The organism is Methanosphaera sp. DEW79 (assembly GCF_003266085.1).
In the GTDB taxonomy this organism is placed as follows: Archaea; Methanobacteriota; Methanobacteria; order Methanobacteriales; family Methanobacteriaceae; genus Methanosphaera; species Methanosphaera stadtmanae.
Genome location: NZ_MUZW01000056.1, coordinates 1 through 12,972, shown reverse-complemented (window position 1 = coordinate 12,972; position 12,972 = coordinate 1). Strand labels below are relative to the sequence as shown.

Sequence of the window (12,972 nt, the reverse complement as noted above, 5' to 3'; positions counted from 1 at the left end):
ATTATTAATAAAACAAATAATAAACACAACAGAAAATACAAAAACAACATCACAACAGTTAAGTCAACAATGACTTATCAAAGGAGCTAAAATATTATATAATTATTAAATAGAAACTATATTTTATATAAACAAAAATAATATGGGGTAAAGTAATTGCAAGTAATTACTAAAAATGAAAATAAAATTCTTTTATTAATTAAAAATAACTTAGATAAATATCCTGAAAAGATACCTTACAATAAGATAAAGGATATATTAGAACTGTCAGAAACAAGTTTAATAGATCTATTAGAAGCTCTTCAAGAAAAAAATTTCATAAAACTAGATTCAGATGCTAAAGAAGTGCATTATATTGACCTGTATTTGGAAACAAAGGTTGTTGAAGATAAATCAGCACTAAAGAGTTACATGCTAAATAAAACAGAAGAAGATGCATATGTAATAATTCAAAATGTAATCTCCAAATATAATGGTTATGCTCCAAGATACGTATTAGAGGGTGCTCTTCTCTATGGTGAATTAGAATTATCACCTAAAAGAACATACAACATAACTGTTTCCCTAGAAAATAAAAACTTACTTAAAAAAGTAAAACGTGCTGATGGTGAATATTATACTATATAAACTCTTTTATAAAAAAATAATAAGTAAAGAAATAAGGTTATACAGCCCAACTGTATGGATTAAATTCAGATGGTGGTATGTACATTATTTCTGCAAGATTTTTTTCTAATAATTCTTGATTTAAGTTACTATCATCAACATACACAACACCTAATGTTCTATTGTATTTATCAAAGTGTTTTGCATCATCCACATCAATAGTAACCATTTTTCCTAAACATCTTTCTTTTACATAGTTTTTTGCTTCGTAGTATCCTTCTTCTCCACGTTCAGGAGTATTAACTCCAACAAATCTAACTTTACCTAGACCTGAAACATAGATTGTATCTCCATCAATAACTTTATAACATTCTCCAGTAACATTACTACCATCTAATTCTGGTCGTGGCATGTCTTTCATGTTATTAGAAGCATATACCATGGAACTACATAAGAATAATCCTACAATTATCAATATAGGTATTATTTTTTTCATCTTTATCACTTTCTTGACCTACCCAACTATTATGGTTGTGTTTCTCGGGCAATAAACTATTTTTGTAGTTTAGATTAATCGAGCTATCCCCCACGGCCCGTGGGTTTTAACATATTTTATGAATTTAATATTTCAATTATATCGCATATTACTTGTCTAATCAATCCCCAATATATTGGCTTGGTGTATTTTTAGACTTAGAATGATAAAATACTATAATTATATTTTATATAAAGTAATATATAATATATTTAATGTTTTTTTTTAAATCAAATAGGAGTAATAATATGATATTAATTGTAGGTGGAGCAGGTTACATAGGGTCCCATGTAAATAAAGTTTTAAATGAAAGGGGATATGAAACAATAATTTTAGATAATTTAAGTTATGGACATGAAGAATCAGTTAAATGGGGAACGTTATGTAAGTGTGATCTTGCAAATATCAATGAAGTAGATGACATATTTACTAAATATGATATTAATGCAGTGATGCATTTTTCATCATTTATAGATGTAGGTGAATCAGTACGAAATCCAGAAAAATACTACAACAACAACGTGGTAAATACAATGAATCTACTTAATGTAATGTTAAAACATGATGTTAAAAAATTCATATTCTCATCAACATGTGCAACATATGGTATACCTCAAAAAATACCATTAACAGAGAATCATCCACAAAATCCAATAAATCCATATGGTTGGACAAAATTAATGGTTGAGAGAATTCTTAAGGATTATGATACAGCATATGGACTAAAATCAGTTATTCTCAGATATTTCAATGCATCAGGAGCAGATGAATCTGGAATAATTGGTGAATGGCACAATCCAGAAACACATTTAATTCCATTAATACTTGATGCAGCTATGGGAAAACGTGAAGATATAAAAATTTTTGGAACAGATTATGATACTCCAGATGGAACATGTATTAGGGATTATATACATGTAACAGATCTAGCAGATGCACATATTTTGTCTCTTGAATATTTAAATAAAAACAATCAAAGTAATCAATTTAATCTTGGTAATGGACAAGGATTTTCAGTAAGAGAAGTAATAGAATCTGTTAAACGTGTAACAGGAAGGAATTTTAACGTTACACAAACACAAAGAAGAGAAGGAGATCCAGCAATTCTAATAGGAAGTTCCAAAAAAGCAAAAGACACACTTGGATGGGATCCTCAATATGTAAATATTGATAAAATAATAGAAACAGCATGGAATTGGCATCAAAAATTAAACAAGGAATAAACTATGAAAGATACAGTATGCGCAGTAGTTGTGACCTTTAACAGAAAACAACTCCTATTAAAATGTATTGATTCACTTTTAAATCAAACACATAAAATCAATGCAATATACATTGTAGATAATAATTCTACAGATAACACACCACAATTACTCTATGAAAAAGGATATATTAAAAACACACCACAAAATACTAAAACTATAGAATCCACAGAAAAAACAATGAATAATATAACAATTAAATACATTCATTTACCAGAAAATATTGGTGGAGCTGGTGGATTCTATCATGGTGTGAAAATGGCATATGAGGATGATTATGATTGGATATGGATAATGGATGATGATGCCTTTCCAACAAGAACATGTCTTGAAAAATTAACACCATACTATCACTTAGATGATACAGTAGCACTTGCAAGTCTAAAGGTAGATCTTAATAACAACATATTATATCATCACAGAGGCTACTTTAACTTTAAAAAAGGACTACCTATTCAAAAACAAATAACACCTGAAGATACAAAAGTAGCTATTAAAGATATTGACATGGCATCATTTGTAGGATTACTAGTTAATAGAAATGCTATATCAAAGATAGGTTATCCAAAAAAGGAATTTTTCATACATACAGATGATTTAGAATACTGTATTCGTTTAAGAACAGTTGGAAAAATTAAACTAGTAAATGACAGTATAATAAAACATGCAGAAGGTAGTGTTAAAGGAACATTTAAAAAAACTGTATTAGGTATATCTGTAGATAGACGACCATATGATAAATTATGGATAAACTATTATATGCAAAGAAATCTAATATGGATTGGAATGAAATATTCTCAAAATAAAATATCATTATATCTAACAATAATAAAAAATTACATATTAACAATCATTGGAATAATACTCTTTGATGATAACAAATATAGACGAATAACATTCTATACAAATGCATATATTGATGGATTTACATCAAACTTTGACAATAAAAAGCCAAAGAAAATATTATATAATTAAAGGAGGTATGTTAATGGGAGTAAAATTTAAAGATATTACAAATCCAGAACCTATAGAAATGAAAGAATTAGAAGGAAAAATTTTAACAGTTGATGCTTCAAATGTAATCTATAAATTCTTATCAAGTATGAGACAAACTGATGGAACACCACTACGAGACCTGAATGGACATATAACATCACACCTAAATGGTATAATGTTTCAAACATCAACACTAATTGAAAAGGATATAAAACCAGTGTATGTTTTCGATGGAAAAGCACCAGATTTAAAAAAAGAAACACAAGAAGAAAGAATAAATATTAAAAAGGAATCTGAAAAGAAATATCTGGAAGCTAAAGAAGTTGGTGATGTAGTAGCTGCAAGAAAATATGCTGCAAGAACAACACATCTAAATAAGGAAATTATAAAATCTTCTAAAAAATTATTAGATTTAATGGGAATACCGTATGTACAAGCAAGAACTGAAGGAGAAGCACAAGCTTCCTATATGGTTTCACAAAATGATGCATGGGCAGTAGTATCACAAGATTATGATTGTCTACAATTTGGTGCAACACGTATGATTAGAAACCTTAAATTATCTAAAAGTAATTCTAAAAATTTAGAACTAATTTCTCTAGAAAAAACATTAAAGGAATTGAATCTTACAAGAGAACAATTAGTTGATGTTGCAATGCTTGTTGGAACAGACTTTAATAAGGGAGTATATGGTATTGGTGCGAAAAAAGGAATTAAATTAATTCATAAATATGGTACATTAGAAAAAGCATTAGAATCATTAAATGAAACAATGGAGGTTGATGCTGAATTAATTAGAGAAATATTTTTAAATCCAAACGTTGTTCATAATTATACTATTGAATTTAAGCGTCCAAAAAAAAGTCAATTACTTGATTTTCTATGTGGAGAACATGATTTTGATGAAAGACGAACAATAAGTGCAATTAAAAAATTACAAGCAAAAACAGCACAGTCAAGTCTTGAAGATTGGTTTTAAAAAAAGTAAAGTGAAGGATGTTATATTTATGTACCAACATCCCAACTATTCATATATTTTTCTTGTTCATCACTAAGTGTATCTATTTCCACACCCATTGTTTTAAGTTTTAATTTAGCTATTTCTATATCTACTTCATCTCTTGTTTTATAAACACCTGGTTTCATATCTTCATTTAAAAGACGTTTTGCAGATAATGCTTGCATAGCAAAACTTAAATCCATAATTTCAGCTGGATGTCCCTGTCCATATTGTCCTGCAAGGTTAACTAATCTACCACCAGCTAGTAAATAAATACTACGTCCATCAGCCATTACAAATTCTTCAATATCTGGTTTTAACATATTTCTACCTATTGCTTGGCTAGCAAGATCATTTTCATTAATTTCCACATTGAAATGTCCAGAATTTGCAAGCATACAACCATCTTTCACATGTTTAAAATCATCACCAGATATGATATCTCTGTTACCAGTAGCTGTTATAACAATATCTGCTTCTTCAAGTGCTTTTTGAACTGTCATTACTCTGTATCCATCCATTTTAGCTTCAAGTGCTCTGATAGGATCAACTTCTGTAACAATAACATTTGCTCCAAGTCCATCTGCTCTCATGGCAATACCTCTTCCACACCATCCATAACCACATACAACAACAGTTTGTCCTGCAATTACTGAGTTTGTTGTTCCCATTATTGAATCAAAGGTAGATTGTCCAGTACCATATCTGTTATCAAAGAGGTATTTCATGTATGAATCATTCACAGCCATAATAGGCATTTTCAAAGCATTATCTTCATACATTGCTTTTAATCTATGAATACCTGTTGTTGTTTCTTCACAACCTCCTCTTAGTTTTTCAAGAAGTTCGGGTCTTTCTTTATGGATTAAAAATATTAAATCTGCACCATCATCTATAACAATATCTGGTTCATAATCTAGTACTTTGTTGAGTTGTTCATAGTATTCCTCATTAGTTTCACCAGTCCAACCATACATATTTAATCCTAGTTTTGCACCAGCTGCTGTAGCATCATCTTGGGTAGATAATGGATTACAACCTGTCATTACAACTTCTGCCCCACCTGCTTGTAGAGTTAATCCTAAATTAATTGTTTTAGGTTCAAGATGAAGACAAGAACCAATTGTAATTCCTTTGAATGGTTGTTCTTCTTCAAATTGTTTTTTAATAGTTTCTAAAACAGGCATATGTTTTTGTACCCATTTTATTTTCTTTTCTCCTTCTGGAGCTAAATTAATATCCTTAATATCATATGTCATTAATTTCATCTCTCTTTAAAATATTATTCAATATATTATTATATCTTCTTATTTCTTATTATTAATTTAGATTATAAAGGAAGTTGTATTAAATTATTAATAATTTTATTTTAAAAATAGTTTATGAAAAAATAAATGTAGAAATTTAGAAGTTTCTACATTTTGTTGATGTTTAGTTGTATGAAACAAGTTCACTGTCTTTTGTTGGTTTTACTTTTTTCATTGCTTCTTCAAATTCAGACATGTGTACAATATTTGCTTCAAGATTTTTTCTTAATGTTAACATTACAGCTTCACGGCATACAGCTTCAATATCTGCTCCTACAAATCCTTCAGCTTCTTTTGCGAGTGTGTGTATGTCAACATCATCTGATAATGGCATATTTTTTGTATGTACTTTGAATATTGATTCTCTTGATTCTTCATCTGGAAGACCTACTTCAACATGTCTGTCAAATCTTCCTGGTCTTAGTAATGCTGGGTCTATAATGTCTTTACGGTTAGTTGCAGCTATAACTGATATGTCATGTAATTCTTCCATTCCATCCATTTCAGTAAGAAGTTGATTTACAACTCTTTGTGTTACACCACTATCTCCAGCTGAGTATCCTCTTGTTGATGCTATTGCATCAATTTCATCAAAGAATATTACTGTTGGTGCTGTTTGTCTTGCTTTTCTAAATACTTCTCTTATTCCTTTTTCAGAATCTCCAACCCATTTAGATAATAGTTCTGGTCCTTTTACAGATATGAAGTTAGCATCACTTTCATTTGCTACAGCTTTTGCTAGTAATGTTTTACCAGTTCCTGGAACTCCAGTTAGTAGAACACCTTTTGGTGGGTTAATTCCAAATTCTTTGAATTTTTCAGGATTTTTTAGTGGCCATTCAATTGCTTCTTTTAGTTCTTGTTTTGCATCATCTAATCCACCTACATCATCCCAATTTACATCTGGTATTTGTACAAGTACTTCTCTTAGTGCTGATGGTTGTATTTCTTTTAGTGCATTTTTGAAATCTTTTTTATGTAGTACCATTTTTTCAAGTACTTCTTGTGGTACTTCTTTGTCTGTCTGTATTTCTGGAAGTATTCTTCTTAGAACTCTCATTGCTGCTTCTTTACATAGTGCTTCAAGGTCGGCTCCTACAAATCCATGTGTTACTTCTGTTAATTCATCAAGATTTACATCATCATCAAGTGGCATATGTCTTGTATGTACTTCAAGAATTTCTTTTCTTTCTTCTTTATCTGGAACTCCAATTTCTATTTCTCTGTCAAATCTTCCAGGTCTTCTTAATGCTGCATCAATTGCATCAGGTCTGTTGGTTGCTCCAATTACTACTACTTCTCCTCTACTTTTAAGTCCATCCATAAGTGTTAGTAATTGGGCTACTGTTCTACGTTCTACATCTCCTGATACTTCTTCTCTTTTTGGTGCAATTGCATCTAGTTCATCTATGAATATGATGGAAGGACTGTTTTCTTCTGCTTCTTCAAAGAGTTCTCTTAATTGTTCTTCTGATCCTCCAACGTATTTACTCATGATTTCTGGTCCATTAATTACTATGAAGTGGGCATTTGTTTCATTTGCCACAGCTTTTGCTAGTAATGTTTTACCAGTTCCAGGTGGTCCATGGAGTAATACTCCTTTTGGTGCTGAAATTCCTAATTGTTTGAATAACTCTGGTCTTTTTAGTGGAATTTCTACCATTTCTCTTATTTTTTTAACTTCATTTTTTAATCCACCAATATCTTCATAGGATACATCTATTAGGTTTTCAACTCCTTCGAACTTACTAGGGTCTACTGGTTTTGTTTCCATTTCAATTTGGGTATTTTCTGTGATTTTTACAGGACCCAGTGGTTTTGTATTTACTACTGCAAGTTTGATTTCACCAATTGATGCCATATTGGACATCATTTGATTTATAAGGTCGTCAAACATCATACTTGATGTTTTTGGTTGTTGTTTTCTAACACCAGTTATGATAATGTCTCCTTTGTTTACTGTTCTATTTAGGAATACTGAGTTTAAATTTCCTTGTATTGCAATTTCTTGATCTACTGGCGCTAATTTAACTTTTTTAGCTTCTTTTATAGTTGCAGGTCTGATTGTTACTTCTTCTCCTATGGATGTTCCTGCATTTTTTCTAAGATAACTATCTATTCTTAGAATTCCTAGACTTACATCTGATTTTGATTCTACTACTGTTGCAGTAGTGATTTTATTTCCTTCAATTTCAATAATGTCTCCATCTTTTAGATTTAATTCATCCATACATTTTGGATCTATTCTTGCTATTGATCTTCCAATATCTCCTTGAGAGAATGCTTCAGCAACTTTTAATTTTAATTCATCAGTCATAGTATTACCTCCTTATATTTTTTTTAATATGATATATTTTATGAATTTAATGTTGTTTTCTTTTTTATTACTTTTTGTAATAATAATTATATCTATTTTAGTATATAAAGGTTACTAAAATATTGATTAGTTTTTTTTCTTTTACTTACTTTTTGTAATAATAACTATGTATCTTTTAGTATATAAAGGTTACTAAAATTCTATTTTTTTATTAAAAATAATATACAAACATTCTTAAAATAAGTATTATTTTAAATAACCTTCTAAAATCAATGTAATCTTATTTTAAAAATATATAAAAATTATTATATTATAAAAAGACTTTAAAAAAGAATTTTTTCAAACTTAACAAAGTAAAAACAAGTAAAATATTTTTTTTTAAAAGAAATTAATGGAATTATTATCTAATTTTTCCACCAATGCCTCTTAGATATTCTTCAACAACCTCTCTTTCTTCACTATTAAAAACACTATAATGGAACGTTATACTCATAAAACCATCATCTATCTGTTTTCCATTATAAACATCTTTTATATTCACATCTATAACAGGTTTAATTTGACTAAACATTGAAAGTAATATGTCTTCACTACATGTATCTGGGAATATAATAGAAACATCATATTCATGTATTGGAAGGTTATTTTTCTTCCATTCATAAATCTCATTTTCAGTTAATATATTAATATTGGATATTTTAAGTGTTATTCTATTGTTTTTTAAATCACGTAATGTAACAGTAGTGGCATTTACAGATTCAACTACACCTATATGTATTTTTTTTGAATATTGATGTTCAAAACCTATTTCACATCCAATAGATTCTTTAATATAATTAAAATCATGGGTTAGGACACTTATTGCCTTATCTGAACGACCTAATGCTTCTTCAAATTCATCTAAATGTTTTGCAGATTCACTCATATCATATACAAATTCCTCTTCCATATCATCATCAATTAACTTAGCTAATCTATTACTCTCTTCAATCAGTGTCTTTCTAGAAATAGCTGTTTGTTTATTTGATTTTTGAATAGAATAATATAAGTATGGATTTTGTGATACAATACGACTTATCATATCTAACATTAAACTATATACTGGACTTGCAAATTCACGAGATTTTTTAACACTTATTCCTAAACGTCTTATTGTTGAAGCGATACTAATATAGGAAAAATGAGTTAAACCTTGAACAACACTCATGATTTTATCATGTTCTTGAGGTGTACTTATAACAAGATTAGCATCTTTATTTTTTAAGTAATATACTATCTTATCATACCACAATCTACATCTATCTTCAATTGGTGTTAATATAACAACTTGTCCATCAAGAGAGGGAATACGTGGTCCAAACATTGGATGACATGGAAGAATATAAGTATCTTCTGGAGCATACTTACTTAATGCTTCTGCAGGTTCAGTTTTTACAGAGGTTACATCCATGAGTAATGAATCTTTAGGAGCATATGGTGCAACTTCTTTGATTGTATCAACCATATATTCAATAGGAACACTGAATATGATAATATTAGCATCAGCTATTGCTTCAATATTATCATCATCATATTTTACTCCCATTTTATGTGCTATTTTTTCACCAGAACTTCTATTACGACTTGTGATTTTAACATTAAAATTATCTTTATGAAGTTCATTTGCAATCCATTTACCAAGTCCCCTTGAACCTCCAATAATTGTAATATTTATATTATTATTCTCACAAGTCATATCATTATCCTCAATTTATTTATTACTACTACTCTGTAGTTTTTTCTTTATAATTTTATTTAAAAAAAGTAGATGTATGACTTAAATCTATGAAATTTAATAAAGAAGTCATACATGAAAAATAATCATATTTCTATTCGTGGAGATCTTTGTTTACCATAACATTCACTTACAACATCTAATAATTCTTTAACTTTTTGATTATTAAATAATTCTTGAAAAGCTTCATATTCATTACTATTTTTTAGATAAACGCCTCTTTTTTTAATTGGCTGTCCTCTAAGTGATGGATTTAATTCAACAAACACTGATTGGATATTCTTATGTTCAGGGGCTTTTACAAGAAATACACCTTCAACAGAGGTAGGTATTCTCTCCCAGGGACTTGTTTGTTCTACTGTTTTTATTAATTGTTTTTTTTGTTCAGTATTCATATTATCTAAGTTTTCACCTATTTCTTTTTGTATTTTAATTTTTATATTTACTAATATAAAAGTATTACTTAGTTAAATATAATTATTACTAAGTTTTATGAACTATAAATAATACAAATATTATTAGAAAATAATTTTTTTTAAAGAAATATATAAAAGGAAATAATATGCGAATAACAAATCAGGATAAAAAACAAGGATTAATTGAAGTAGTACCTGAAACTATCGATGATTTATGGCATTTATCCCACATAGTAGAAGTTAATGATTATGTTTCAACATTAACAGCAAGAAGAATTCAAGATAATAACAGTGGTAAAACAAGAGCAGATAGGGGAGTAAAAAAGAAATTCTTCCTAGGAATTAGAGTAGAAAAAATAAACTTCCATAAATATACTGGTATGTTAAGATTCACCGGAATAATTGAATCTGGACCAGAAGATCTAATACCTCTTGGTTCACACCATACAATAAATGTACAACTAAACAACAGTATAAGAATAAAAAAAATATGGAATAAATGGTCATTAGAACGATTAAATCAAGCAATAGAAGCATCAAATAGAGCAAATGAAATCATAGTTGCAATAGAAGATAATACAACAGAATTAGGTATTATAAAGCAGTATGGTATAGATTATATTGGTCCAATAATAGGAGATATATCTGGTAAACAGAATATTGAAAAAAACAGAGCACAAAAAGTAAATGAATATTATGAAGATATCACAAAAACACTAACTCAACAAAAAGACATAGATAAACTAATAATAATAGGGCCGGGATTTACAAAAAATGGTTATTATAATTACTTGGAAGAAAATTATCCTAAACTTGCAAAAAAAGTAATACTTGAAAGTACAGGTGCAGGAGGTCATGCAGGAATTCAAGAAGTTCTAAAAAATGGATTGATAGAATCATTATCCAAGGATGCAAAAATAGCTAAAGAAGCAGCTCTTGTAAATAAACTCCTAGAACAAATAGGTAAATCATCAAATACTGTAACATATGGAAAAAAACAAGTTATTACAGCTTCAAATATGGGTGCAGTAGAAAAATTATTAGTATTAGAAGATTTAGTACGTGATAAAAATATTCAAAATATTATGAACACAGTAGAAAATATGGGTGGTGTTGTAACTATAATAAGTAGTCAACACGATGCAGGTCAACAATTAAAGGCATTAGGATCACTAGCAGCATTTTTAAGATACCCAATATAAAATAATAATTAATTTATACTGTTACATAGATATATGTATATATAATGAGTATTATTCTCATATAATATCTTTAAAATAGAATAGGTTCAAGGTGAATTTATGAAAATTTATCTAATGTGGATAATTGCATTTCTTCTCACATTGGTTTTAACAATAGTATTCACAGTATTATTTTCTAAAATCAAAGGAAATCTATTTGAAGACATAAGAGGTGGAATTCCAAGGGGTGTAGGTATAGCACCATTTATTGTGATGGTACTGTTATTCCCAGCTCCTTTTAATTATCTCATAGCAATAATTGGAATCACTGCATTTATTGATGATATAATAGGACGTAAAAGATTAGGTTCATACATGGAGGTAGGTCAATTCTTTAGAGGAATTGGAATACTTATTGTCATGATTGTAGGTTATAATATAATGGGACCAGTAGCTATACTAGTAGCATTAATGGTTCAAATTACTAATATTGCAGATATGCAACCTGGAACTGCATGTTTTAGTGTTATAATAATGTCTGTAATTTCATTTACAATACTTGCTATTGTTCATTCACCATCATATTATTTACCAGTATTGTTATTATTAATATGTTTGGGATATGTTTCACAAGATTATTCTGGATATATTATGATGGGAGAAATAGGAAATCATTCTTTTGGAGTAGCTTTAGGTATATGTCTTGCATTAGTTTCAGCATCAATAGCTAAATACATTGCACCATCATCATTCTATGTAGTAGAATTTATAATAATGTTAATATTATTCTTAATAACAGCAATAGTAATTGCTAAATTAAGAGAAACTACTCTTGAATATTATTTAGAAACATATCTACATATTGAAAATCCAACTTTCGGTGACTATGTAATGGATGTTTTAACTGGTGGTGGTCTTGGGGATTTACTAAGAAGAATTTTTTTAGGAACAGAACAATATGATATTAACAATTCCTTTTTAATTTCATTAGGTGTGAGAAGATTAGTATACAATCCAATAAAAACAAATGATTCAAAAAAAGAAACTTTAGATAGAAATACTTCTTTTGATGAGGAAGGATTTATCTAATTCTCTTTTTATACTTTTTTTATTTACTTAAATACACAACTATTACTAAAGTTTATATTAAACTAAAAATCAAAACATTTATATATAGTATGTATTAAAATTAACTCTATAATACATAGTTTTAGGGAGACTTGTAATAAAATGTATGAAGTAATTTTAGAAAGAGAAGACTGTACAATGTGTGGTAATTGTGTAGAACTTGACGAAACCTTATTTACATTTGATGATGACGATCTTGCAACAATTGTAGGTTCTACAAGAGACGATGATATTGATGAATTAGAAATTGATGATATTGAACTATATAAAGAAGCTGCAGATTGTTGTTCTGGTCAATGTATTGAAGTATATGATAATGAAGGTAATCCAGTATAAAATTAAAAACTAAATTTGGGTAGTGTTTTTGATTTTTTTTTACTTTTATTTTTTCTTTTTAAAGTAAAACTTTATTTATTTTTCTCTTTTTATTTTAAAACTTTTTATTTTATT

General features: G+C 28.5%; 12 protein-coding genes. 7 read left to right on the top strand and 5 right to left on the bottom strand.

Annotated elements, in window-relative coordinates:
* Nucleotides 1-156: 156 nt before the first annotated feature.
* A complete protein-coding gene (locus BZ132_RS05215; RefSeq protein ID WP_011406672.1) occupies nt 157-627 on the top strand; it encodes a hypothetical protein in 471 nt (156 codons plus the stop codon).
* 37 nt (nt 628-664) lie between these two features.
* Here BZ132_RS05215 and BZ132_RS05210 read toward each other — a convergent pair whose 3' ends face one another.
* On the bottom strand, nt 665-1,027 hold the full coding sequence (locus BZ132_RS05210) for a thermonuclease family protein (protein WP_232048239.1): 363 nt from the start codon (nt 1,025-1,027) through the stop codon (nt 665-667).
* Between the two features lie 362 nt (nt 1,028-1,389).
* Here BZ132_RS05210 and galE point away from each other — a divergent pair, with 362 nt between their 5' ends.
* The 3 genes from galE to fen are packed head-to-tail and all read left to right on the top strand — an operon-like array spanning nt 1,390 to nt 4,378.
* Complete coding sequence (galE, locus tag BZ132_RS05205; RefSeq protein WP_011406670.1) at nt 1,390-2,364, top strand: UDP-glucose 4-epimerase GalE; 975 nt, start codon at nt 1,390-1,392, stop codon at nt 2,362-2,364.
* A 3-nt stretch (nt 2,365-2,367) separates the two neighbouring features.
* A complete protein-coding gene (locus BZ132_RS05200) occupies nt 2,368-3,378 on the top strand; it encodes a glycosyltransferase family 2 protein (protein ID WP_286940616.1) in 1,011 nt (336 codons plus the stop codon).
* Between the two features lie 13 nt (nt 3,379-3,391).
* Complete coding sequence (fen, locus tag BZ132_RS05195) at nt 3,392-4,378, top strand: flap endonuclease-1 (RefSeq protein ID WP_011406668.1); 987 nt, start codon at nt 3,392-3,394, stop codon at nt 4,376-4,378.
* 26 nt (nt 4,379-4,404) lie between these two features.
* Here the strand turns inward: fen and BZ132_RS05190 are convergent, their stop codons facing one another.
* From BZ132_RS05190 to BZ132_RS05175, 4 genes are all read right to left on the bottom strand, one after another.
* Nucleotides 4,405-5,658, bottom strand: a complete 1,254-nt coding sequence (locus BZ132_RS05190) for an adenosylhomocysteinase (protein WP_011406667.1) — start codon at nt 5,656-5,658, stop codon at nt 4,405-4,407.
* A gap of 172 nt (nt 5,659-5,830) precedes the next feature.
* The gene (locus tag BZ132_RS05185; RefSeq protein WP_011406666.1) at nt 5,831-8,023 is read right to left on the bottom strand and encodes a CDC48 family AAA ATPase; all 2,193 of its coding nucleotides are present in this window, start codon (nt 8,021-8,023) and stop codon (nt 5,831-5,833) included.
* Between the two features lie 400 nt (nt 8,024-8,423).
* On the bottom strand, nt 8,424-9,758 hold the full coding sequence (locus BZ132_RS05180; protein ID WP_011406665.1) for a prephenate dehydrogenase: 1,335 nt from the start codon (nt 9,756-9,758) through the stop codon (nt 8,424-8,426).
* A 125-nt stretch (nt 9,759-9,883) separates the two neighbouring features.
* Nucleotides 9,884-10,192, bottom strand: a complete 309-nt coding sequence (locus BZ132_RS05175; protein ID WP_011406664.1) for a hypothetical protein — start codon at nt 10,190-10,192, stop codon at nt 9,884-9,886.
* Nucleotides 10,193-10,359: 167 nt separating this feature from the next.
* On the opposite strand from BZ132_RS05175, the gene BZ132_RS05170 reads away from it, so the two are divergent.
* The 3 genes from BZ132_RS05170 (at nt 10,360) to BZ132_RS05160 (ending at nt 12,858) form a co-directional block, all read left to right on the top strand.
* Nucleotides 10,360-11,415 carry an mRNA surveillance protein pelota gene (locus BZ132_RS05170; protein ID WP_011406663.1) on the top strand — a complete coding sequence of 352 codons (1,056 nt, stop codon included), beginning with the start codon at nt 10,360-10,362 and terminating at the stop codon, nt 11,413-11,415.
* 99 nt (nt 11,416-11,514) lie between these two features.
* On the top strand, nt 11,515-12,483 hold the full coding sequence (locus BZ132_RS05165) for a hypothetical protein (protein ID WP_011406662.1): 969 nt from the start codon (nt 11,515-11,517) through the stop codon (nt 12,481-12,483).
* Nucleotides 12,484-12,624: 141 nt separating this feature from the next.
* Nucleotides 12,625-12,858 carry a ferredoxin gene (locus BZ132_RS05160; protein WP_011406661.1) on the top strand — a complete coding sequence of 78 codons (234 nt, stop codon included), beginning with the start codon at nt 12,625-12,627 and terminating at the stop codon, nt 12,856-12,858.
* Nucleotides 12,859-12,972: the final 114 nt, after the last annotated feature.